25 protein-coding genes are annotated in these 22273 nt (G+C 41.6%); 3 read left to right on the top strand and 22 right to left on the bottom strand.

Annotation, left to right across the window (positions count from 1 at the left end; all coding sequences use genetic code 11):
• Positions 1-30: 30 nt before the first annotated feature.
• From pfkB to AR1Y2_RS17555, 6 genes are all read right to left on the bottom strand, one after another.
• Positions 31-933, bottom strand: coding sequence for a 1-phosphofructokinase (gene pfkB / locus AR1Y2_RS17530; RefSeq protein ID WP_137330132.1), 903 nt, complete (start codon positions 931-933; stop codon positions 31-33).
• On the bottom strand, positions 930-1676 hold the full coding sequence (locus tag AR1Y2_RS17535; RefSeq protein WP_137330133.1) for a DeoR/GlpR family DNA-binding transcription regulator: 747 nt from the start codon (positions 1674-1676) through the stop codon (positions 930-932). The genes pfkB and AR1Y2_RS17535 overlap by 4 nt, the downstream gene beginning before the upstream one ends.
• 134 nt (positions 1677-1810) lie before the next feature.
• Positions 1811-2089 carry a type II toxin-antitoxin system YafQ family toxin gene (locus AR1Y2_RS17540; protein ID WP_137330134.1) on the bottom strand — a complete coding sequence of 93 codons (279 nt, stop codon included), beginning with the start codon at positions 2087-2089 and terminating at the stop codon, positions 1811-1813.
• A complete protein-coding gene (locus AR1Y2_RS17545) occupies positions 2086-2364 on the bottom strand; it encodes a type II toxin-antitoxin system RelB/DinJ family antitoxin (protein ID WP_137330135.1) in 279 nt (92 codons plus the stop codon). The genes AR1Y2_RS17540 and AR1Y2_RS17545 overlap by 4 nt, the downstream gene beginning before the upstream one ends.
• Positions 2365-2537: 173 nt before the next feature.
• The gene (locus AR1Y2_RS17550; RefSeq protein ID WP_137330136.1) at positions 2538-4586 is read right to left on the bottom strand and encodes an ABC transporter permease; all 2049 of its coding nucleotides are present in this window, start codon (positions 4584-4586) and stop codon (positions 2538-2540) included.
• Positions 4576-5343, bottom strand: a complete 768-nt coding sequence (locus AR1Y2_RS17555; protein WP_137330137.1) for an ABC transporter ATP-binding protein — start codon at positions 5341-5343, stop codon at positions 4576-4578. Before AR1Y2_RS17555 ends, AR1Y2_RS17550 begins: the two co-directional genes overlap by 11 nt.
• A 177-nt stretch (positions 5344-5520) precedes the next feature.
• Here AR1Y2_RS17555 and AR1Y2_RS17560 point away from each other — a divergent pair, with 177 nt between their 5' ends.
• Entirely contained in the window at positions 5521-5871 is a 351-nt protein-coding gene (locus AR1Y2_RS17560) for a cupin domain-containing protein (protein WP_137330138.1), read from the top strand.
• A gap of 84 nt (positions 5872-5955) precedes the next feature.
• Complete coding sequence (locus AR1Y2_RS17565; protein WP_137330139.1) at positions 5956-6171, top strand: hypothetical protein; 216 nt, start codon at positions 5956-5958, stop codon at positions 6169-6171.
• A gap of 73 nt (positions 6172-6244) precedes the next feature.
• On the opposite strand, the gene AR1Y2_RS17570 is transcribed toward AR1Y2_RS17565, so the two are convergent.
• From AR1Y2_RS17570 to AR1Y2_RS17605, 8 genes are all read right to left on the bottom strand, one after another.
• Entirely contained in the window at positions 6245-7252 is a 1008-nt protein-coding gene (locus AR1Y2_RS17570) for an ATP-binding protein (protein WP_137330140.1), read from the bottom strand.
• Positions 7249-7920 (bottom strand): response regulator transcription factor, encoded by a 672-nt coding sequence (locus AR1Y2_RS17575; RefSeq protein ID WP_137330141.1) that lies wholly within the window; start codon positions 7918-7920, stop codon positions 7249-7251. The genes AR1Y2_RS17570 and AR1Y2_RS17575 overlap by 4 nt, the downstream gene beginning before the upstream one ends.
• A gap of 10 nt (positions 7921-7930) precedes the next feature.
• Positions 7931-9208 (bottom strand): serine--tRNA ligase, encoded by a 1278-nt coding sequence (serS, locus tag AR1Y2_RS17580; RefSeq protein WP_137330142.1) that lies wholly within the window; start codon positions 9206-9208, stop codon positions 7931-7933.
• Between the two features lie 18 nt (positions 9209-9226).
• Positions 9227-9724 carry a DUF4446 family protein gene (locus tag AR1Y2_RS17585; protein WP_137330143.1) on the bottom strand — a complete coding sequence of 166 codons (498 nt, stop codon included), beginning with the start codon at positions 9722-9724 and terminating at the stop codon, positions 9227-9229.
• A gap of 10 nt (positions 9725-9734) precedes the next feature.
• Positions 9735-10628: a ParB/RepB/Spo0J family partition protein gene (locus AR1Y2_RS17590; RefSeq protein ID WP_137330144.1), complete on the bottom strand. Its 894-nt coding sequence runs from the start codon at positions 10626-10628 to the stop codon at positions 9735-9737.
• The gene (locus AR1Y2_RS17595; protein ID WP_137330145.1) at positions 10625-11398 is read right to left on the bottom strand and encodes a ParA family protein; all 774 of its coding nucleotides are present in this window, start codon (positions 11396-11398) and stop codon (positions 10625-10627) included. The genes AR1Y2_RS17590 and AR1Y2_RS17595 overlap by 4 nt, the downstream gene beginning before the upstream one ends.
• A 338-nt stretch (positions 11399-11736) precedes the next feature.
• Positions 11737-13428, bottom strand: a complete 1692-nt coding sequence (argS, locus tag AR1Y2_RS17600; RefSeq protein WP_137330146.1) for an arginine--tRNA ligase — start codon at positions 13426-13428, stop codon at positions 11737-11739.
• Between the two features lie 12 nt (positions 13429-13440).
• Complete coding sequence (locus tag AR1Y2_RS17605) at positions 13441-14211, bottom strand: hypothetical protein (RefSeq protein ID WP_243118804.1); 771 nt, start codon at positions 14209-14211, stop codon at positions 13441-13443.
• Between the two features lie 106 nt (positions 14212-14317).
• Between AR1Y2_RS17605 and AR1Y2_RS17610 the strand changes: the two genes are divergently transcribed.
• Complete coding sequence (locus AR1Y2_RS17610) at positions 14318-15268, top strand: alpha/beta fold hydrolase (RefSeq protein ID WP_243118805.1); 951 nt, start codon at positions 14318-14320, stop codon at positions 15266-15268.
• On the opposite strand, the gene rsmG is transcribed toward AR1Y2_RS17610, so the two are convergent.
• From rsmG to rpmH, 8 genes are read right to left on the bottom strand one after another with little or no spacing between them, the layout of a single operon-like run.
• Positions 15265-15975 (bottom strand): 16S rRNA (guanine(527)-N(7))-methyltransferase RsmG, encoded by a 711-nt coding sequence (gene rsmG, locus AR1Y2_RS17615; RefSeq protein ID WP_137330148.1) that lies wholly within the window; start codon positions 15973-15975, stop codon positions 15265-15267. The genes AR1Y2_RS17610 and rsmG overlap by 4 nt on opposite strands.
• 8 nt (positions 15976-15983) lie before the next feature.
• Positions 15984-17867: a tRNA uridine-5-carboxymethylaminomethyl(34) synthesis enzyme MnmG gene (mnmG, locus tag AR1Y2_RS17620; protein ID WP_137330149.1), complete on the bottom strand. Its 1884-nt coding sequence runs from the start codon at positions 17865-17867 to the stop codon at positions 15984-15986.
• A gap of 2 nt (positions 17868-17869) precedes the next feature.
• Positions 17870-19243, bottom strand: coding sequence for a tRNA uridine-5-carboxymethylaminomethyl(34) synthesis GTPase MnmE (gene mnmE, locus AR1Y2_RS17625; protein WP_137330150.1), 1374 nt, complete (start codon positions 19241-19243; stop codon positions 17870-17872).
• Positions 19244-19298: 55 nt separating this feature from the next.
• Entirely contained in the window at positions 19299-20069 is a 771-nt protein-coding gene (jag, locus tag AR1Y2_RS17630) for an RNA-binding cell elongation regulator Jag/EloR (RefSeq protein ID WP_137330151.1), read from the bottom strand.
• Between the two features lies 1 nt (position 20070).
• A complete protein-coding gene (locus AR1Y2_RS17635; protein ID WP_137330152.1) occupies positions 20071-21072 on the bottom strand; it encodes a YidC/Oxa1 family membrane protein insertase in 1002 nt (333 codons plus the stop codon).
• Entirely contained in the window at positions 21069-21311 is a 243-nt protein-coding gene (gene yidD, locus AR1Y2_RS17640) for a membrane protein insertion efficiency factor YidD (protein ID WP_137330153.1), read from the bottom strand. Before yidD ends, AR1Y2_RS17635 begins: the two co-directional genes overlap by 4 nt.
• Complete coding sequence (rnpA, locus tag AR1Y2_RS17645; RefSeq protein WP_137330154.1) at positions 21308-21655, bottom strand: ribonuclease P protein component; 348 nt, start codon at positions 21653-21655, stop codon at positions 21308-21310. The genes yidD and rnpA overlap by 4 nt, the downstream gene beginning before the upstream one ends.
• Positions 21656-21709: 54 nt before the next feature.
• Positions 21710-21844 carry a 50S ribosomal protein L34 gene (gene rpmH, locus AR1Y2_RS17650; protein WP_006568113.1) on the bottom strand — a complete coding sequence of 45 codons (135 nt, stop codon included), beginning with the start codon at positions 21842-21844 and terminating at the stop codon, positions 21710-21712.
• Positions 21845-22273: the final 429 nt, after the last annotated feature.

A 22273-nucleotide genomic window follows, 5' to 3' on the forward strand; every position in this document is an offset into this window, starting at 1 on the left:
CAAGTCATATATTAGTCAGCATAAAGTCAATTATAATTGCTCATATAATTCCATGATCTTTTCTTTTGTTGCAAGATCCTCAGAAAATGCGCTGGCGCTTCCTGTTGCGATCCCCATCTTTAAGGCCTCTTCATAATCTCCGTTTTTCAGATAACCGGTCAGGAAGCCTGCAACCATGGAATCCCCTGCTCCCACTGAGTTCTTCACTTCTCCCTTTGGACAAGGTGAGATGTGCACATCACCCTTTTCCGTGATCAGAATCGCTCCGTCTCCCGCCATGGAGATCAGTACATTTCTCGCACCCTTCTCCTGAAGCTTCTTTCCATATTCAATAATCTCTTCATTGTTCTTTAACTCAACGCCGAACATTTCGCCCAGCTCGTGATTATTCGGTTTGATCAGGAACGGATGGAATTTAAGAACGTTTAACAAAAGATCCTTCGTGGCATCCACAACGATCTGTATCTTCCTGTCCTGAAGCCTTTCCATGATCTTTTCATAGACATCTTCAGGAAGGGTATTCGGGATACTTCCCGCAAGAACCAGAATGTCGCCATCCTTTAACGTATCCAGCTTCTGATACATCATCTCCAACTCATCCTCATGGATGTCCGGACCCTGTCCATTGATCTCGCTCTCCTCATTTGACTTAATCTTAACGTTGATGCGCGTCATGCCTTCCCTGAGACGAATGAAGTCAGGCTTAAACCCGAGCTGCTTTGCCCCTGTCTCAATGGCGTCTCCTGTAAACCCTGCGATGAATCCAAATCCCACACTGTCAATGCCTAAGTTGGCCAGTACGTTGGAAACATTGATCCCTTTTCCTCCGCAGTACATATCCTCTCTTGTGGTGCGGTTTACCTTTCCCAGTGTCAGGTCATCCACCTTGATGACATAATCGATCGCCGGGTTAAATGTCACTGTGTAAATCATTCTAATACCTCCTTGATGACTGCATATTTTAAGAAGCTTGGCTCCTCTAACTTCCCTGTTACGATAACTGCCTGGTCTAAATCTGCCACACTGACAGCTGAGACTGCACGGAACTTGGACGAATCCGCCAGGATATAGGCATCCAGACAATGTTCAAGAGCCGTTTTCTTTACCAGTGCCTCAGTCACATCCGGTGTCGTAAATCCGCTGCGCTTGGAAATTCCGTTGACACCAAAAAATCCTTTGGTAAAGTTATACTTCCTTAAACTGTCCAGAGCCTCCGCCCCGACGATCGCTTCTGTAACCGCACGGAGTTCCCCTCCGATCAGGTACACCTTGAAGCCGTAATCCATAAGTTTTTTGGCATGGGAAATGCCGTTGGTTACATAAGAGGCTTTCTTCTCTGTCAAGAAATCAATCATCATCTCAGTGGTCGTTCCCGCATCCAGATAAATAAAGTCATCCGGTCTGATGATACCTGCACAGTATTCTGCAATTCTGCGTTTTTCATCCACATTTTTTAAAGATTTGTTCGCGACTGCTTCTTCCATGTTAAAGCCTGTATCCAGTGCAGTGGCTCCTCCGTGGACTTTATTGAGCAGACCTTTCTTATCAAGTGCAGTCAGATCCCTGCGGATCGTTGACTCAGAGATCCCGATCTGTCTGACCAGCTCCTGGACAGTTACGGACCTGTTTTTCCTTATCAACTCTAAAATCTTTCTAAATCGTTCATCTGGCAGCATCAAATCACCTCTTTTTTCTAATTATAACACCTTCTCAGTCAAAGTCAATCATAATCATGCATTTTCGTTCACCAAGAATATTTGGAGACAAAAAAAGAGCTTCCGTTCGTAACCTGATACGGAAGCTCCTTTTATCAATCAAATAAGTCACTGTGTGTACCCACTCTTGCCAAGGTCAGGACCAAGATATCTTCCAGACAATAGTACACCAGCAGCCAGTCAGACTGAATATGGCACTCTCTGTGCCCGCTCCATTTTCCTGACAGGGCGTGGTCATTGTATTCTTCCGGAAGATTTTGTCCTCTGGCAAGCATCGAGATAATGTGGGCTAGTTTTGAAACATCAAAGCCTCTTTTAACTGCAAGTTTATAATCCTTTTTGAATTTGGTAGTCCTCTTGATCTCATATTTCATCGGTCCAGATCAGCCATTAAAGCTTCCATAGAGAGGAAACCCTCTACGGATGGATCTTTGGCGATCTCTTCTGCCTCACACATAGCTGCGGCTGTCTCCCTGCCTTTTGGATACATTGTTACCTCAAATGGAATTCCCCCTTCTCTCACGGACTGCCTCAAAAATATATGAAACGCTGCTGTCATGTCAATCCCAAGATTGGTAAACAACAGATCTGCCTGTTCTTTTAACTCACTATCAATGCTAAAACTTACGTTTGATGTATTTCCAGCCATTACCTATAACTCCTTTCCAGTATATAGATACTATATGCCGGGGACTGTACATGGTTAAGTGTGCTGCCGTAGCAGCAAGTAAAAAGAAAAAGAAATAATTTCAGTTTTATAAATAAAATAAAGAACATCAGATTATTCAAGTTATCTGATGTCCTTTATTTTTATACACGAGCTTATTTATTTCTTTCCTTGATCACAGCCTTACTTCCCAGATATGTGGCCAGCATGTATCCTCCGTATATGATGAGGATCGCAACGGCAGAGGCTAAGATCCCATTCAGTGCATTTACATTACCCAGCGTTGCTATGACATTGCTGGCTACCTTAACGCCGATATAGGAGTGTACCAGTGCCAGGCTCAGAGGAACCATAAAGTAAATAACGATCTGTGCCAGCATAGCATGGTTGATCATCCGTTCATCGGCCCCGATCTTTCTCAAGAGATTATATCTCTCCACGTTGTCTGAGTTTTCGCTTAACTGCTGCAACGCAAGCACTGCCGCACAGGTGATAAGGAACACTGCGCCGATATAGATCGCGATATAAGTGATGACCATACTCAGTCCAGCGCTCTGTTCAATCATTTCAACTTTATAAATGGCCATGTGATATGGAGACTTGTTTCTCTGCTCCTGTGTCTTCTGAGGATAAACCTTATCCAGCGCCGCACTCAGCTTGTTGCTGTTCTTCTCCGCATCACCTTTGAAATTACAGTTATAAATAACGGCTCTCATCGGAATCGTCCGGGCGATCTCGTCAGGCACGATCAGTGTTCCCATATCCATCGGCATAGAAGACGCTGAATAATAAGTAGTATCCTGCATCGTGTTTTTTGCTGACAGGGTCTTTCCTGCTATTTTCACTTTTACTCCTGTTTTACATACATCTTTCCAAAGATCCTGCAGGTTTTCAAAGTTACAGTTTACAGCATATTCGTCTGATTTAAGGCTGATCCCTTGTTTTCCCTGTTTCTTCATAGACTCATTATAATCAGATAACGATATGATATCGGGGGAGGATTTTTCCATTCTCTGTTTCGTACCTTCCGGGTAATCCACTAATTTGTCACGGCCGCTGAGAAATATTTTAAATTTCACTTTGTTATAGAGACGTGTGGTGATATTACAGGACTTGTCAACAAACTCATCCATATTCACACCCTTTTTCTTAAACTCTTCCCTCATGTTGATTTTTGCTTCAGAGTCAGTGGCATCTTCCGGAAGGTACTTAATATAAGAAACGTCATAAGGCGTCGCTTTCTTCATATCCTTTCCGAAAGTAGTTGCCAGTCCTGCTCCTGTTGAAAAAACTCCGATCGCCACCAACAGCATCAGACAGAGCATTGTCATAGAGACAAACGTTGTGGTGATTTTTGAGTTGATCTGTCTTAAGATAAACATATTGAGCTTTCTATAGTAAAATCTCTTGTTTGTTTTTAATATCCTTAAAAAGAATCCGGAAAGAGATAGGAAAAACAGGAAGGTTCCCACCGCTCCAAAAATAATACTCATCCAGAACTGGGAATCCACTTCCATCATTCCGTTTTCCTGGATACAGTAATATGCAAAACCGATGCACACCACAGAAATCAGAAACAATACTACGGAAACACCTAGTTTCTTTACCTTCAAGGTTTCATTCTTTTTGCTTGCGGATAAAAGATCAATGACCTTTACTTTGGATATACTGAATGCGTTAAAAATCATAACGATCAGGAAAATAACCGCAAAGTAGATGATCGTTCTGATAAATGCATCACCGGAAAAGATAAACCTAAACTCTTTCATCTCCACCATAAACATTTTTGCTGTCACCACGGAGAGTCCCTGGGACAGGAATACTCCTGCCAAAAGTCCTGCAGCCAGAGCAAAGACTCCAATAAACAAGGTTTCAATGATCAATACTTTGGATACCTGGCGTTTATCCATACCGAGGCATAGATAAAGCCCAAGTTCTTTTTTGCGCCTCTTGATCAGAAAGCGGTTTGCATAGATCACAAGGAATCCGAGGATCACAGCGATAAATACAGATAATGAGCCGATGGCCATCTGAAGCATTTCTATGATCTGTCTCTGGGATTCATTCATTCTCAGCATAGCCTGCTGGCTGCCGATAGAGTTAAATACATAAAACAGGCAGACCCCGAAGGTCAGAGTCAAAAAATAAACCGTAAAATCTTTGATACTTTTCTTTACATTTCCAAAAGCTAATTTAGAATACATTGGTACTGTCACCTCCAAGCAATGTCACAACCTCAATGATGCGATCAAAAAATTCTTTTCTGGAATCCCGGCCTCTCACCAGCTCATTAAAGATTTTCCCGTCTTTGATAAACAGAATACGTTTGCAGTAGCTGGCGGTAAATGCATCATGTGTTACCATCAGGATCGTCGCATGCATTTGGGCATTCATTGTCTCCATGCTGTCCAGCAGCATCCTTGCGGACTTACTGTCCAGCGCTCCCGTAGGCTCATCTGCAAGGATCAGGGAGGGATCTGTTACCATGGCCCTTGCGCTTGCAACCCTCTGCTTCTGTCCTCCAGACATCTGGTACGGATATTTGGGCAGCTCCTGTGTGATCATTAGTCTTTCCGCAATGGATCTTACTCTGTCCTCAATTTCTTTCGCCGGTGTTTTCATGATGGTCAGGGCCAGTGCGATATTTTCGTAAGCAGTCAATGTATCCAGCAGATTGAAGTCTTGAAAGATAAAACCTAACTGTTCTCTCCGGAACTTGGAGAGATGCCGTCCCTTTAGTTTTGTCACGTCCATTCCGTCAATAAAAATGTGTCCTGAGGTAACCCGGTCAATGGTAGAAATACAGTTGAGCAACGTCGTTTTTCCGCTTCCGGACGCACCCATGATGCCGATATATTCTCCTTTCTCCACATCAAAGCTGATGCCGTCCACCGCCTTTGTCACATTTCCTTTGTTTCCATAATACTTTTCCATATTTTCAACTTTTAATACTGTTTTCATATCCCATTACTCCTTTGCTTTTTTTATGTTATCTATACTATATCATCGTTCTAAAAGAGCAGCCATCGAACTGCCTTACACAAAACTTACACTTTTGTCACCTTTCATATAGATTGTAATTTTAAATGCAATCCTCTATACTGATAGTATCATCTAATAATAAACGGAGGTAATGCCATGTATTTAAAAAACGAAGATGTAACATATGAGACAGTGGAAAATGCCAGGGGAGGAAAAGGATCGATCAAAAAAACTGCCTTTCTGACAAAAAAAGAAATGAAAGACAGCAGCCGTCTTTTCGGTAAAATCATCATCCCTCCTGGATGTTCTTTCGGATACCATGTCCATGAAAATGAAGGTGAAGCATATCATATCTTAGCCGGATACGGTATGTACAATGATAACGGCACTGAGTATGAAGTAAAGGCAGGGGATACTACATATACTATGAGCGGATGCGGACATGGAATAGAAAACATCGGCGACACAGACTTAGAAATCATTGCTTTGATCTTATTAGACAAATAAGAAAAATATTGAAATTTGTTTTCCAATGATAATTTTTTCATGGACCAACCATACTATTCATATCCCAAAAAGGAGGTTGAGATCATGGAAAAGAAAAAAGAACTGACAAATGAAGAGATTGATGAAAATATCTTTGATATGTGTTCTACTTGTTCTACTACCGATTGTACAGGCTTAATTCCCGCAAAACCGGTGTCTGATGCAGAAATTGAATCCTATGAGGACCTCTATCCATTCCGTCCGCCGGTCCTGAATATCAAGGACTGTCCGAATCTGGAAGAAGAGGAACCGGAAAAATAGTAATTCTGTCAGAATAAGTTCTTTCTTACTAGAACAGCAAAACCGCTGACATCTTATGATCAGCGGTTTTGTTTTACATATGCACAAATGAGTTCTTTGGAAATTCAATTTTTATCTGGGTTCCTTCTCCTTCTATGGAGCGGATAGAAATCCCGATTCCAAGCTTATCAGCAAGCTTTCTGCACAGATACAGCCCCATTCCAGTGGACTTTGCATATTTTCTTCCGGTAGTTCCCGTATATCCCTTTTCCATGACCTTTGGAAGATCCTTGCTTGAAATACCGATTCCATTGTCCACAATCAGGAACGTGACATGGTCTCTGTCTTCCTCTGCTCTAAACCATATGTGTGGATCTTCTTTCCGGTATTTTACTGAATTTATTACGATTTGTTTGATGATAAACTCCATCCATTTTTCATCCGTATATACGTCGAAATCCAGATGTTCAAGGCTGATCTTTACTTTGGACTGGATCAAAACTTTAGAGTTCTTCTTTATCACATCCTGCACCATCTTATTCAGATTCATACGTTTTACAATATAATCCTTTTCAACCCCATTACTCCTGGAGTAATAGAGCGCCTGCTCCAGATAATATTCTACTTCCTCCAGTTCATCATTGATATCTTTTGTGACCTGAGAGGGATTATTTTCAATCATCAGCCTGGATGCCGCAATAGGGGTCTTCACTTCGTGAATCCACATCTCCACATACTCCCTGTAATCCTGCGCGGACACTTTGTACTCTGATATCTCATCACACATAGATTTATTGCATTCTGTCAGGCAGTCATAAAACAAATCCCCCTCTATGAATCCAGGCCTGTCCAAAAGCTCCGACAGCATAAACTTTTTATCCAGTGCGTCCATGCTTCTCGATACAGTCTCATAAAAATTTCTTTTCTTAAAATACTCATTGCCGAGTGCCAGCGCTAGAAGGATCAAATATAAACAAAGTAAATAAATGATGGCAAACACTGTGGCATGGAATAAATGCAGCATCCATACAAGAAAAGCAAGAAAGAACAGCTGCAGTGCGAAAAACAGCAGCTTATCTTTTAAAAATGCCCTGACATTCATACGAGATACCCCTGTCCTCTCTTTGTGATAATATAATTAGAAAGGCCGATGGAATCCAATTTTTTTCTGAGCCTGTTGATGTTCACAGTCAGTGTATTGTCGTCCACAAACTCATTGGACTGCCAGAGTTCTTCCATCAGATCATCCCTGGGTACAATCTGGTCTTTTTTCTTCATAAGCACAGCGAGCATCCTCACTTCATTTTTGCTCAGCTCTATCTGTTCCTCCCCATGCCATGCGGTACTGTTGGACAGGTTGATTGTGAGTCCTTTATGTGCAATCTTCCACTCTTCTTTTATATTTTTTGTACGTTTTAAAAGCGAAGAAATCCTGGCGACAAGGATCTGGGTATTATATGGCTTTGCAATAAAATCATCTGCCCCCAGATTCATACTCATGAGTTCGTCCATCTCGCTGTCCCTGCTGGTGACCACAATGATAGGAATTTCTGATTGTTCCCTGACCGCCCGGCATATATAATACCCGTCATATACAGGGAGATTGATATCCAGAAGAATCAAGTCTGCCTCTTCCTTTAAGATATCTTCCACTATATTCTCAAAATTGTTAAGTGCTTTCACATGATAATCATATCTGCTTAAAAATTCACATAACTCTTTCTGAATTTTTAGGTTATCTTCCACCAAAATGATCTTTGCCTTTTCCATAAAAAATCCTTTACTGAATGACTTTCATTCCACCCATATACGGCTGAAGTGCTTCTGGAATCCTGACACTGCCGTCTTCCTGGAGATTATTTTCCAAAAATGCGATCAGCATTCTAGGCGGCGCGACAACTGTATTGTTTAAGGTGTGAGCAAAATACTTCCCATTTTCCCCATTGACACGGATTTTCAGCCTTCTTGCCTGGGCATCCCCCAAGTTTGAACAGCTTCCTACTTCAAAGTATTTTTTCTGACGCGGGGACCATGCTTCCACATCTACTGATTTAACTTTCAGGTCAGCTAGATCACCGGAGCAACATTCCAGTGTGCGCACTGGGATATCCAGAGAGCGGAACAGATCTACGGTATTTTTCCACAGTTTTTCATACCAATCCATGCTTTCTTCTGGTCTACACACAACGATCATTTCCTGCTTCTCGAACTGATGGATCCTGTAGACGCCTCTTTCCTCCAGACCGTGGGCACCTTTTTCCTTACGGAAGCAAGGGGAATAGCTGGTAAGAGTCTTTGGAAGTTCTTCCTCCTGAATCATGGTATCAATAAACTTACCGATCATAGAGTGCTCACTGGTTCCGATCAGGTACAAATCTTCTCCCTCTATTTTATACATCATGGCATCCATCTCATCAAAACTCATGACACCGGTGACCACATTGCTCCTGATCATAAACGGCGGTACACAGTAAGTAAAACCTTTGTTGATCATAAAATCTCTGGCATAGGAGATCACTGCGGAGTGAAGTCTTGCGATATCTCCCATCAGATAGTAGAAGCCCTGACCGGCTACCTTTCTTGCACTGTCCAGATCAATACCGCTGAATTTCTCCATAATTTCTGTATGGTAAGGAATCTCAAAATCCGGTACTACCGGTTCTCCAAACTTTTCAAGCTCTACGTTTTCACTATCATCTTTTCCGATAGGAACAGAAGGATCAATAATATTCGGAATGGTCATCATGATCTTTAAAATCTTTTCTTCTACCTGCTTTTCTTCTTCTGTCAGCTCTTCAATACGGCCTGCCTGGTTTGCCACTTCCTTTTTGAGCTGTTCAGCCTCTTCCTTTTTGCCCTGTCCCATCAAACCGCCAATCTGCTTGGATATCTTATTTCTGTTAGCTCTCAGTGACTGGACTTCCTGTTTAATCTCCCGGTTCCTTTCATCTAATTCAAGAACTTCATCCACCAAAGGCAATTTTCGGTCCTGAAACTTATTCTTTATATTCTCTTTTACTATTTCTGGGTTTTCTCTCACAAATTTAATATCTAACATAACTTCCTCCTGATATGTTTATTGATTCATACAATCTTCCAGTACAATCTGCTCCTCCTTAGAAAGAGCTACTTCTGAATGTCCGTCTTTGATTTCTTTTGCATACATATAGCTTCCGTAGCGGTTGCTCATTGCATTCAAAACAATCCCGTTATTTCTATGGTCCAGCAAGGCGATAGCAAAACTTGTCTCGCCGCCCATTTCTTTAAATGCATTATATTTTAGTATATGCATTTTTGAGTAAGATAATTGAAGCTTATCTTTCAGTCTTCCCATTTCTTCGTCAAGTATTTTGTGATTCTCCTCAATTCGTTCCAGCTCATCAAAATGTTTGACAAATATTTTTTCGAGAGATTTCCCATTTTCTCCCTTCATGAACAGTTTGTATTTCTTTTTTAGCCTGCTGGTTTTTACCAGCAGAACAATGATTAGCAGCAATGCCAGTGCACACAAACCAGCTAAGCCGCAAAATAAGTAAAATAAGTCAACCCCAAAAATCGTAATACCTGTAGTCATTTTATTCCTCCTATAACGTTCTCAGCATATCGACCAGACGGTCCAGTTCTTCCTTTGAGTAATATTCTATTTCAATTTTTCCTTTGTTGTTTTTGTTCTTTATATTTACTTTACTGCCGAGCGCCTGTTTTAAGGATTCTTCCATATTAGCAAACAAAAATTCATGTACCGTATTATCCTCTTTCGGAGGTTCCTTTTTTTTCTTGGCCAGCTGTTTTACAAGCTTTTCAATCTCTCTGACACTGAGTTTTTCATCGAACACTTTCATGGCAATCTCATACTGCTGGTCAGCATCATTGATCGCCAGCAGCGCACGTGCATGTCCTGTGGATATCATCTCCTCTGACAACAGATTCTGGACCCTTGTATCCAGTTTGAGCAACCGCAGTGAATTGGTGATAGCCGCACGGCTTTTTGAAACTTTCGCTGCCACCTGGTCCTGTTTTAATGAGAACTCTTCCATTAATCTCTTATAGGCCAATGCCTCTTCAATAGGATTTAAGTCTTCCCTCTGGATATTTTCAATCAGTGCGATCTCCACGATTTCATTTTCAGCGTAATCTCTGATCAGTACCGGAACTTCTTTTAAACCTGCCAGTTTCGCAGCCCGCCATCTGCGTTCACCCGCAATAATCTCGTAGAACTGATCATGTTTTTTGACAATCAGTGGCTGTAAGATTCCATATTGTTTGATAGAGTCTGCCAATTCCTGAAGGGCATCTTCATCAAACTGTCTTCTGGGCTGATCAGGATTTGGCTCTACCTTTAAGATCGGTACCATGACCTCCGATTTAATCTGCTCATCTTTTTTTAGGATTTTTTCCGTCTCTGTCTCTTTGACTGGGGCACTTGGAATCAATGTATTTAATCCCCGTCCTAATCCTGTTTTCTTTTTTGTTGTCATTGTTCTTTTCCTCCATTTGAAATGACCTCTTCTGCAAGCATCTGATAACTCTCAGCACCTACTGACTTGGGATCATACACATTGATAGGAAGTCCATGACTGGGTGCCTCTGCTAAGCGCACATTTCTCGGAATAATAGTTTTATAAATGTTTTGGTTTAAGTATGATTTCACATTTTCTACAACCTGAAGTGACAGATTGGTCCTGGCATCATACATGGTAAACACAGCGCCCTCAATTTTAAGGTTTGGATTTAAACTTTTTTGTATTAGTTCTATGGTGTACATTAATTGTGTTAGACCATCCAAAGCATAAAATTCACACTGTATTGGAACAATTACGGTGTCGGCCGCGGTCATAGCATTGACAGTCAACATTCCCAGTGCAGGGGGGCAGTCTATAATAATGAACTCAAAGTTCTCTACCGTATCATGAAGTTTTTCCTTTAATATGTATTGCATTCGATCCACAGTCATTAGTTCAATCTCCGCGCCCGCAAGATTACGGTTTGCTGGAGCCAATGACAAGTTTTCAAAAACATTGGGACAAATACATTCATTAAAAGAAATTTCATCCGAAATAACTTCATAGATGGTATGCTCTAACTCATTTTTATCTAAACCCAATCCGGTTGTTGTATTTCCCTGAGGGTCCATATCGATAATGAGTGTCTTTTTTCCTGCAGCAGCCAATGCAGCAGAAAGATTCACCGCCGTCGTTGTTTTACCGACGCCGCCCTTTTGGTTAGCTATTGCGATAATTCTTCCCATATTATATATTCTCCTTTTAAAAGGTATTATATCACTTACAACTATTCATTTCTATATGTTTCACGTGAAACATTAAAATAATTTACTCATACCTATCGTTTTCCAAAGGGAACCCCTCCCTCTCTTATGATAAACAGTGCAGTGCAATGTTTCACGTGGAACATTGACAACTTTAAGCGCCAAATGCGATTTGACGCAGTCAAATAGTTTCCTCACGCATTTGTGTGCATAATGCCCGCAGGGCTTTTTTATTCCATAGGGAGGTTCGAAGAACTTTCCTATGGAATAAAAAAAGCAGGTATTAAAAACCTGCTTTTCAATCTTTTATATTAATACTCTTACATCTGCTCCGGACACTTCATTCCAAGAAGGTCAAGACCATCTTTGATCGCTTTCTTCGCAATAATGACCAATTTCACCCTTGCACGTTTTAATTCCTCATCTTCTACATTACACTGGTTTTCATGATAAAAATGATTAAAGGCCTGTGCAACAGCCATAACAAACCTAGCAACTACAGATGGTTCCAACCGTTCTGCCGCTGTCTTCACAACCTCTGGGAAACGGATCAGTTCTTTTAACAAAGTAACAGATGCCTCATCTGTCAATAAAGCAGGATCTATATCTTCCGCCACCTCTGTAATGCCTGTTTTTCTTAATACACTGGCAGCACGAGCATAGGTATACTGCACATACGGACCAGTCTCCCCATCAAAGCTGTGAATCTTTTCCCAACTGAACGTAACATCTTTAATTCTCTGGTTATATAGATCATTAAATATAATTGCACCGATTCCTACCATCTTTGCCACTTCTTCTTTATCCTTTAAATCAGGATTTTTATCTTCAATGACTTCCTTGATCTTAGATACAGATTCCTTCAAAATATCTTCCGCATATATAATATTTCCGCTACGTGTAGAAAGCTTTCCTCCTTCCAGACTGACCAGACCATAAGGCACATGGATCAAATCTTCCTTCGCCCAATCATAGCCCATAAGCTCCACAACCTTAAATACCTGCGCAAAATGAAGCTTCTGCTCCATACCGGTGACATAGATACAGCGGTCGAAATCATAAGTGTTCTTGCGGTAAAAGATAGCTGCCAAATCCCTTGTCGCATAAATAGAACTTCCGTCTTTTTTCATGATCAGACAAGGAGGCATATCATACTCCTCAAGATCAACAATAAAAGCACCTTCGCTTTCCTTGAGCATTCCCTTTTCTTTTAACTGTTCCACAACTGCTGCCGTCTTATCCCTGTAAAAGCTTTCTCCTGCATAGGAATCAAAATCCACATCTAAAAGCTCATAGATTCTCTTATACTCGATCAGACTAATATCTTTAAACCACTCCCAGATAGAGAGTGCCTCCTGATCGCCCTGTTCCATTTTTACAAACCAAGCCCTTGCCTCATCATTTAAGGTATCATCTTTTTCTGCCTCTTCGTGGAATTTCACATAGATCTTCATTAACTCAGAGATACCATTTTTCTCTACGGCCTCTTTGCTTCCCCACTTCTTATAAGCGACGATCAATTTACCGAACTGGGTCCCCCAGTCACCGAGATGATTGATCCTCTCTACCTTGTAACCAAGCTTTCTAAAAATACGGTAAATTGAGTTACCGATCAGGGTTGTTCTCAGATGGCCGACATGGAAATTTTTTGCCACATTCGGTGATGAATAATCAATACAAATCGTTTTTCCACAACCCATGTCAGAACTTCCATAGTTATCCACAGAAACCTGTCCTAACATCTGATTTACGAACATTTCTCTATCAATAAAAAAATTCACATACGGACCCATTGCCGCTACCTTTGAGACAAACTCTGATTCATGAATCTTTCCTGCTACTTCCTCTGCGATCAGATTTGGTGCCTTGCGGAATACTTTAGCCAGCTGAAAACAAGGAAATGCAAAATCACCCATATCCTCCTGAGGCGGTATCTCCAGTATCCTGCCCACGGTTTCCTTATCTAATTCATCAATAGATTCAGTTATTAAGTCAATAATCTTCTCTTTCATTTTCTTCCTCACTTATGATTCAACGATAGCCTGCAATACCACTGAGTTTTCCTGCCATCTGGTAATTGCAAATTCTCTTGTTAACATATCTTCCAAAATATTTCTATTCTTTTTAAATTTTTGAATGGATGCCTGTTTTTTAGGTTTTAATACAAACTGTAACATAATCCTATCCTGTTCTATAAATAAATCAATATTCAGGGAACGGATTCCCACTCTCCTGATAGCAAACTTGATCATTTGATGAAAACCTGTCAAAAAAGAAAAAGTCAGAAGCACCGGACACTCACGTTCTATCTTCTCGCACGTCACGGTGATATCTGGATGTATCTCCCTGATATGGTCCGCCAGCTCATAAAATGCCGGAACAAACAGTATCTCCTCCTGCCCCTTATCCAATTCCTCCAGGCCGGAAACTACAAAGTAATTTTCCTCCAACCCCTTTAAATAGGACTTAAGGCGGTCACACTTCCTTTGTATTTTTCTTTCTTTTCTGGATATTATATCTATTTCATGTTCTACCTCTCCGGTATCCGGCTCTTTAACCTCTTCCATCCTGTTTTCATCCAGGGATAGAGGGGAAAATACAGAACGGATCTGTCGCTTTTCCTTCTCCAGCTGAACACAGCGGATCATCCGCTCCTTTTCCTCTTCCAATTTATATCTTTGCTCGATCAGCTCTTCCTTATCCGCCACACATTCCATATACTCCTCAGACAAATATGCTGCTAAATCTGACATCAACTGATCTTTATCGATCTTTTTTTCATCCAAATGTCTCACCACCTCACTTCTATGATAAACGAAATCTTAAGGAATGCAAAGTATTATTGTATCAAATCAGGGTTTGTCATATAATAATAGTAATAAATTAGAAAGGAGACTCTCTATGCGTTTCTATAAAAAGCTTCGGAATCTGGCCACGATTACAACTACCGCAACATTCAGTGTTTGTCTCATAAATAAACTTGTCTTTTCTCTCTCCTCTATGAAAGACGCCCTGTTTTCTAAATACGGTAATACCTATACCTGGAGGTTCGGCAATATTTATTATACAAAACATGGAACCGGTTCTCCGATTCTTCTGATTCATGACCTGAACAACTGCAATTCAGAACTTGAATTCTATAAATTAAAAGAAGAACTGTCCAAGTCCCACACCGTCTATACCATGGATCTCTTAGGATGCGGGCGTTCGGACAAGCCGCGGATCACTTATACCAGTTATCTTTACGTCCAGCTCATCAATGACTTTATCAAAAATATCATCGGCACAAAAACCGATATCATAGCCAGCGGCAAATCTTCTTCCCTGATCTTTCTTGCCTGCTACACAGAGCCGAGGAACTTCAGCCGCCTCATGCTGATTAACCCGGAGAATATGACCAGAGCAGGACGTTATCCGGGAAAACGCAAGAAGATGTTAAAGTACTTTATAGAACTTCCTATCATCGGAACACTCACCTACAACATCCTCCACAGCAGACCTATGATCGAGAAAAAACTGGCACGGGAGTATTTCCACAGACCTAAGGATATCAAAAAGAAATATGTGGATATCTGCCACGAAGCCTGCCATAAATGTGGATCAGATACAAAATATTTATATGCAAGTCTTATCTCAGATTATTTAAACTGCAATCTGGTCCCTTCCATCAAGAACTTAAATCACAGTATTTACTTTCTTATGGGAGACCATGCACCGGATGTGGAGAATACCATTGAACAGTACCAGGTATTAAATCCATCCATAGAATATCATTTTGTCAAAGGTACAAAACTCCTTCCCCATCTTGAGAATCCAGAGGAAGTGCTGAAAACCTGCCGTATCTTTTTTTAACTGATCGGCTCTTTGGAAGGCAGCCCTGCTTTGCGCGGATAGCGCTTTGGGGTTGCCTTTTGTTTTTTGATCTTTAGGATCGTTCTATCCATATCCGTGCCTGGAAGCACAAAGGAGACCACTTCTTCCATCTTTCCGCCCAAAAGCTTCACCGCATGTTTTCCCTGGCTTAACTCCTCTTCGATCTTGCCGGATTTATAGGGGAGAAACATTCCGGATACCTTCACATACGGAAGACAATATTCAGATAGTGTACTCAGATTTGCTACCGCCCGGGATACTACCAGATCAAATTGTTCACGGTAGTCCTTCTGCCTTGCATAATCCTCTGCCCTTCCATGGATTGCCTCGATGTTCCCAAGACCCAGAGCTTCGATCACCTCTTCTAAAAACTTAACTCTTTTATTCAGAGAATCCAAGAGCACCACTTTCAGATCTGGGAATGCAATCTTTAACGGAATACCCGGAAATCCTGCTCCTGTCCCCACATCCAGAATTCTCTGGCTGGAAAATCCACAGTCTGCCTTCACCAGGGCCAGACTATCCACAAAATGTTTTAAGATCACATCATCCCGCTCTGTAATGGCAGTCAGATTCATGACCTTATTCTTTTCATGCAGAAGCTCATAATAGGTTTCAAACTGGGCCAGCTGTCTGTCTGACAGGGTAATTCCCAGCTCTTCTGCTTTTTCTCTTAAACTTACCATATACACTCCTAAGCCTTTTGATTCAGCTGTTCCAAATAAATGAGAAGTACGGAAATGTCCGCCGGGGACACTCCTGATATCCTGGACGCCTGCCCAATGGATGCCGGGCGTATCTTGGACAGCTTCTGAACCGCTTCAATTCTCAAGTTTCCTATTTCTTCATATAGTATTCCTTCTGGAATCTTCTTTTTCTCCAAACGCTTAAACTGCTTCACCTGGGAAAGCTGGCGTTTGATATACCCTTCATATTTAATGTTGATATTCACCTGTTCCCTGACATCCTCGGGATATTCCGGTCGGTCCGGGTCGATGGGCGCCAGAATATCATAAGTAAGCTCCGGCCTTCTGATTAGTTCTGCCATAGTAGCGGAAGACTTTAATTCTGTACTTTTACATTCAGACAAAAGCTTTTGCACATCCTTTGAGGCCCCCACATTTACACGGCTGAGACGCCCAATCTCTTTTTCAATCATCTCTTCCTTCTGTAAAAGCTTCTCATACCGCTCCCTGCTGATAAGACCAACCTCATAACCAATTTTTGAAAGCCGCAGGTCTGCATTATCCTGTCTTAACAGAAGCCGGTACTCTGCTCTGGATGTCATCATCCGGTATGGCTCACTGGTTTCCTTTGTCACAAGATCATCAATCAATACTCCAATATATGCCTGGGAACGGTCAAGGATCAAAGCTTCCTTTCCCTGAAGTTTTCTGGATGCATTAATTCCAGCAATAAGCCCCTGGGCTGCCGCCTCCTCATATCCAGAACTGCCGTTAAACTGCCCTGCGGAAAACAAACCTTCAATAGCTTTAAACTCTAAAGAAGGCTTGAGCTGGGTAGCATTGATGCAGTCATATTCAATGGCATAGGCATTTCTAATGATCTTTACATTTTCAAGCCCGGTCACACTGCGGTACATATCATACTGCACATCCTCAGGCAGGGAGCTGGACATCCCTCCCACATACATCTCATTAGTGTATTCCCCTTCGGGCTCAATGAAGACCTGATGCCTGTTTTTATCGGGGAACTTCACAATCTTATCTTCGATGGATGGGCAGTAACGGGGGCCTGTACCCTCAATTGCTCCCGAGAACAACGGGGATCGCCCGATATTCTCGCGGATGACCGCATGCGTCTCCTCATTTGTATATGTGAGCCAGCAGGATATCTGGTTCCGTTTAATATCCTCCCGTGTATTTGTAAAGCTGAAAGGAACGATCTTTTCATCCCCAAACTGCTCTTCCATTTTACTGAAGTCAATGCTGTTTCTATCAATCCTCGCCGGAGTCCCTGTCTTAAAGCGCCGCATCTCGATCCCCAGGTCTAACAGGGACTGTGTCAGATAATTGGCAGCCTGCAGTCCGTTCGGACCCGTCTCGTTGCTCACATCTCCATAGATACATCTGGCCTTTAAGTAAGTACCCGTGGTGAGGATCACCGCACTGGCATAATATACAGCGCCTGAATAAGTTTTCACACCCTGTACTTTCCCTTCCTCCACAAGAATCTCTGTCACTTCCCCCTGTCTGACCGTAAGATTTTCCGTATTTCCCATAACCTGTGTCATGGACATAGAGTACATCTTTTTATCCGCCTGTGCTCTCAGGGAATGAACCGCCGGGCCCTTTGACTGATTAAGCATTTTAGACTGGATATAAGTCTTATCAATATTAATGCCCATCTCACCGCCGAGAGCGTCAATTTCTTTTACCAGATGCCCTTTGGAGCTCCCTCCGATGTTCGGATTACACGGCATGAGAGCAACGCTGTCCATACTGACCGTAAAACAGATCGTCTGGAATCCAAGCCGTGCGCAGGAAAGTGCCGCCTCACAGCCCGCATGCCCCGCTCCGACTACTACAATATCATAATGTTCTTCTAATTTTTTCATTGTCATTTACCCATACAAAATTCTGCGAATATTTCATTTACCAGATCCTCACCTACGGATTCTCCTATAATGTATCCAAGTTCCTCATAAGCGTTCATGAGATCGATAGAGAAGAAATCCTCCGGCATTTCATCATCGATGCTCGTAAGCACCAGCTCCAGGCTTTCCTTGGCATTTGAAAGTGCCTTTTTATGCCTCATATTTGTAATATAAACTTCATCATTGAAAGATACACTGCCATGGAAAAACAGTTCATTGATCTTTTCATACAGATCTTCCAAACCGTAGAGACTTTTTGCTGACATGGCAACAATATTCTGAAATCCTCTCTCAATAAATTCTTTTTCAGAAACCTCTGTATCCAAATCGGATTTATTCAAGAGTACGATCACCTGCTTGCCAGTGAGAAGTTTCATAATATCTTCATCTTCCCTTGTAAGAGGTACAGAAGTATCCACAACATAGAGCACAAGATCGGCTTTTATCACCGAATCTCTCGCTTTATCCACACCGATCTTCTCCACAATATCTTCCGTATCCCTAATTCCAGCCGTATCAATCACATTCAGCGGAATACCATTAATCTGTATAGATTCCTCCAGCGTATCCCTGGTCGTGCCGGCGATATCGGTGACGATTGCCCTCTCCTCTCCCAGTAATACATTAAGGATTGAGGATTTTCCGGCGTTTGGTTTACCCACAATGGCTGTATGGATGCCTTCCTTTAAAATACGTCCATTGTCTGAGGAGTCGATATACCTTTGTATATCATCTCTGGCATGTTCCACCTGCACTCTCAGCTGCTCAGAAAATCCATCCACAGAGTAATGCTCTGGATCATCCAGTGCGGATTCAATAAAGGCCACGCTGTGAAGAATCTCTTTTCTCAGTATGCTAATTTTTTCTGACAGTGCCCCCTTCAGCTGCTTTAAAGAAGTTTCCATAGCAAATTCATTCTTAGAGTGGATCAGATCCATCACTGCCTCGGCTTTCGTAAGATCGATCCTTCCGTTTAAAAATGCTCGTTTTGTAAACTCACCCGGTTCTGCCGGTCTTGCTCCCGCCTCAAGAACACAGGACAGAATCTTCTTCATGACTACCACACCGCCGTGGCAGTTGATCTCCGCCACGTCCTCCGCAGTATAAGAATGAGGCCCTTTCATGATGATCAGGATACATTCGTCAATATCTTTCCCGTCCTTAACGGCATGTCCATAATGTGCAGTGTAGGTAGCTGCCCTTTTTATATCTTTATTTCTCTTGGGACGGAATACTTTAGAGACAATGTCTATGGCCTCCGGTCCGCTGATTCTGATAATGCCGATCCCGCTGTTTGTGAGCGGTGTGGCAATCGCTGCAATTGTATCTGTTCCCATTTCACTGTCCTCCGCAAGGCAAAAAAGGGCTGCCGCAAAAGGCAACCCAAATTTCTTATTTCTTCAGCATGACAACCACTCTGCGGTAAGGATCTTTTCCCTGACTCTTCGTCACAATCTTTGGATCCCGCTGAAGTGCAGAATGGATGATCCGGCGTTCATTTGGATTCATAGGCTCCAGATGAACCGGTTTTTTTGTTTTCTTAACCTTGTTTGCAATACTGAGTGCAAGCTTTTCCAATGTTTCCTGCCTGCGCTCCCTATAATTCTCTGTATCAAGCTTAACCTTAATGAAAGATTCACTCTCTTTGTTCACAAACAGACTGGTTAGATATTGAAGTGCATCCAGAGTCTGGCCATGCTTTCCGATCAAAGCACCCATCTTCTCCCCTGTCACATTAATATTAAGTATATTTCCGGTAGTATTATAATAAAGGTTTAGCTTTGGAATAAGGCCCATTGCCTTTAATACTTCGTCCAAATAGGATTCTGTATCTTCAATGATCTTGTCAATGTTTTCTGGACGTTTATATTCTTTTTCTTTCGGTTTTTCATAAGAATCCTCAGCCTTTTCCTGAGACTGTTCCGGTTTCTTAATGGAATCTTCCGGAGCCTTTGCAAGCTTTTCTTCCTTTACAGGCTCAGCAGATATGTCCTCTGCTTCCCTTAATTCAATGATCACCGGTTTCTTGAACAATCCTAAAAAGCCGTTGCTTCCTTTGTCAATCACTGCATACTGAATTTCTGTGCTTGGAATTCCCAGCTCCATCGCCGCATTCATAACCGCATCAGATTCTGTTCTGCCAGTAAAACGTTTTACTGCCATCCTATTTTCCTCCTTTATCCATCCGGTTCTTTACAATGTTCGCCTTAGATGCAATTCCTCCCTCAGATTTCGTATTATACTCTACATTCTTGGTGACTTTCTTCTTCGCAATATCGCTGATCGTAGTATCCTGGGATGATTGGGACGGAGCACCGCTTCCATTTGCGGCTCCCATCATTTTTTCATACATAGAAGGGCCTTTTTTCTTGGCTTTCTTCTTTGCTGCTTTTTCTCTGCTCTTCTCAATGATCTTCTGCATATTTGTATGATTATAATAATTATTGATCAAAATCTGCTGGATCCACTGGAATACCGCACTGGCTGTCCAGTAAATACCGATGCCGACTGGAAGTGTGATACACATGAATAAAGACATCAGCGGCATCATCAGCATCATATTCTTTGACATACCAGCTGCCGGGTTGTCCGAATCCATATCGGCCATAGATGTACGTGCGCTTAAATACTGGAACAAAGCTGATAAAATCGGGATGATCAGATAAATACTGAGCTTAAATCCCGGTGTATTCTGAATATTGATGCCAAGTACAAACTCATATGCGCTTTTTGAGATATTCGGAATGTATGCTTCCAGATTCCTTACTACATAGTATAAAGCCATGATAATCGGAAACTGGATTAAGGTAGTTGCACAACCGCCTGTAGGGCTTGTCCCATACTTATCATAAATCTTCTGCATCTCTTCCTGCTGTTTCATCATAGATGCCTGATCTCTCTTACCGCGGTACTTCTTCTGAATCTTATTCAACTCAGGCTGTGCCACCTGGTTGATCTTCATACTTCTCTGCTGCTTCATTGTCAGCGGAAAAATAAATAATTTAGAAATCAGTGTAAACAAAATAATACATAATCCAAGATTCTCAATTCCAACGGCTGCCAGACCGTTATAAATCCATTTCATGATCTCGCCGAAAAACCAGACGATCGGAGCTAAGATTCCTCCGCTGCTTCCTGCCTGTGCAGCCTGTGCCAAAAACATCATTTCTTTTTACCTTTCACCTTTCTCACTTCCGGAACAGGATCATATCCTCCCTTTGCAAAAGGGTTACATCTCAAGATTCGAAACACGGCCAGAAGACTCCCCTTCCATGCACCATGCTTTTCCAGTGCTTCAATTGCATACTCCGAACAGGTCGGTGTATAAATGCAAGTTCCTTTACCTTTTAATTTAGACAAGTGCGCTCTATAAAACCGTATCAAATATATCAAAATCTTTTTCAATGTTTTTCATCTCTTCTTAAGCGATGAAGACCCATCAGATGAAGCAAAGCGCTCTCTACCTTATGAAAACCTTCATCCTTGACAGCATTCCTTGCAATGACTGCAATATCAAATCCTTGCTTCAGCTCCGATTGATGGAGCCGGTAGCTCTCCCTCAGAAGTCTGGTCACCCGGTGTCTTACCACGCTGTTTCCCACCTTCTTGCTGACGGAGATTCCAAAACGATTATAACCTAGCTGATTTTCCATGCAGTACAAAACGAAATACTTGTTTGCCTTTGACTTGCCGGTTCTATATACCTGCTGAAACTCCTTCGTTTTCCTTAATGAATGATAATGCTTCATATGTTTTCCTTCCCTATTCAATTTAGAGAAAAGAAAAGGTCACATCACTGCGACCTATGCTGACAATCTATTTCTTCCTTTTGCTCTTCTGCTTTTAATAACTTTTCTTCCGTTAGCAGTGCTCATTCTCTTTCTGAAACCATGAACTTTAGATCTCTGTCTTTTCTTTGGCTGAAATGTCATTTTCATGTCTAGAAACACCTCCTTAATCAAATAATAGTAATATTATATATGAAACCATATATTTTCTAAAAAACATCACTCCCATTATATGCAAAGACCATACGATAAGTCAAGTGTATTCTAGGTTTTTTTGTTATAAAATTTATCCATCCATAGATGTTGTAGGACTCTAAAAAGTTATGCACAATTTGTGGATAACCTGTGGACAACTATGTGAAATATTTGTTAATCCTATGTTTATATGTGTCGAAACCCCTGATATTTCCTAGTGTTGATTTTGTGAATAAAATTATCCACAGTTTTCCACGGACCACGTACATTGTATTACTATTGTACTTATAATATGAAAGAAAGATTGAAAAAAAAAACCTTTTGTTATACACTAGTAATAGTGTATTTTTTTAAACTTATTTAGAAAGAGGTCCGAAAAAATCA

Source organism: Anaerostipes rhamnosivorans, from assembly GCF_005280655.1.
Classification (GTDB): domain Bacteria; phylum Bacillota; class Clostridia; order Lachnospirales; family Lachnospiraceae; genus Anaerostipes; species Anaerostipes rhamnosivorans.

Bases quoted from the DNA above. Each gene is read 5' to 3' on its own strand.
- jag (WP_137330151.1), bottom strand. From the start codon at position 20,069: ATGGCAGTAAAACGTTTTACTGGCAGAACAGAATCTGATGCGGTTATG.
- AR1Y2_RS17540 (WP_137330134.1), bottom strand. From the start codon at position 2,089: ATGAAATATGAGATCAAGAGGACTACCAAATTCAAAAAGGATTATAAA.
- AR1Y2_RS17545 (WP_137330135.1), bottom strand. From the start codon at position 2,364: ATGGCTGGAAATACATCAAACGTAAGTTTTAGCATTGATAGTGAGTTA.
- AR1Y2_RS17635 (WP_137330152.1), bottom strand. From the start codon at position 21,072: ATGATGTTTTTGGCACAGGCTGCACAGGCAGGAAGCAGCGGAGGAATC.
- AR1Y2_RS17570 (WP_137330140.1), bottom strand. From the start codon at position 7,252: ATGAATGTCAGGGCATTTTTAAAAGATAAGCTGCTGTTTTTCGCACTG.
- pfkB (WP_137330132.1), bottom strand. From the start codon at position 933: ATGATTTACACAGTGACATTTAACCCGGCGATCGATTATGTCATCAAG.
- AR1Y2_RS17610 (WP_243118805.1), top strand. From the start codon at position 14,318: ATGCGTTTCTATAAAAAGCTTCGGAATCTGGCCACGATTACAACTACC.
- mnmG (WP_137330149.1), bottom strand. From the start codon at position 17,867: ATGAAAAAATTAGAAGAACATTATGATATTGTAGTAGTCGGAGCGGGG.
- AR1Y2_RS17560 (WP_137330138.1), top strand. From the start codon at position 5,521: ATGTATTTAAAAAACGAAGATGTAACATATGAGACAGTGGAAAATGCC.
- mnmE (WP_137330150.1), bottom strand. From the start codon at position 19,243: ATGGGAACAGATACAATTGCAGCGATTGCCACACCGCTCACAAACAGC.
- serS (WP_137330142.1), bottom strand. From the start codon at position 9,208: ATGTTAGATATTAAATTTGTGAGAGAAAACCCAGAAATAGTAAAAGAG.
- AR1Y2_RS17535 (WP_137330133.1), bottom strand. From the start codon at position 1,676: ATGCTGCCAGATGAACGATTTAGAAAGATTTTAGAGTTGATAAGGAAA.
- AR1Y2_RS17595 (WP_137330145.1), bottom strand. From the start codon at position 11,398: ATGGGAAGAATTATCGCAATAGCTAACCAAAAGGGCGGCGTCGGTAAA.
- AR1Y2_RS17575 (WP_137330141.1), bottom strand. From the start codon at position 7,920: ATGGAAAAGGCAAAGATCATTTTGGTGGAAGATAACCTAAAAATTCAG.
- argS (WP_137330146.1), bottom strand. From the start codon at position 13,428: ATGAAAGAGAAGATTATTGACTTAATAACTGAATCTATTGATGAATTA.
- rpmH (WP_006568113.1), bottom strand. From the start codon at position 21,844: ATGAAAATGACATTTCAGCCAAAGAAAAGACAGAGATCTAAAGTTCAT.
- rsmG (WP_137330148.1), bottom strand. From the start codon at position 15,975: ATGGTAAGTTTAAGAGAAAAAGCAGAAGAGCTGGGAATTACCCTGTCA.
- AR1Y2_RS17565 (WP_137330139.1), top strand. From the start codon at position 5,956: ATGGAAAAGAAAAAAGAACTGACAAATGAAGAGATTGATGAAAATATC.
- AR1Y2_RS17590 (WP_137330144.1), bottom strand. From the start codon at position 10,628: ATGACAACAAAAAAGAAAACAGGATTAGGACGGGGATTAAATACATTG.
- AR1Y2_RS17585 (WP_137330143.1), bottom strand. From the start codon at position 9,724: ATGACTACAGGTATTACGATTTTTGGGGTTGACTTATTTTACTTATTT.
- AR1Y2_RS17550 (WP_137330136.1), bottom strand. From the start codon at position 4,586: ATGTATTCTAAATTAGCTTTTGGAAATGTAAAGAAAAGTATCAAAGAT.
- rnpA (WP_137330154.1), bottom strand. From the start codon at position 21,655: ATGAAGCATTATCATTCATTAAGGAAAACGAAGGAGTTTCAGCAGGTA.
- AR1Y2_RS17555 (WP_137330137.1), bottom strand. From the start codon at position 5,343: ATGAAAACAGTATTAAAAGTTGAAAATATGGAAAAGTATTATGGAAAC.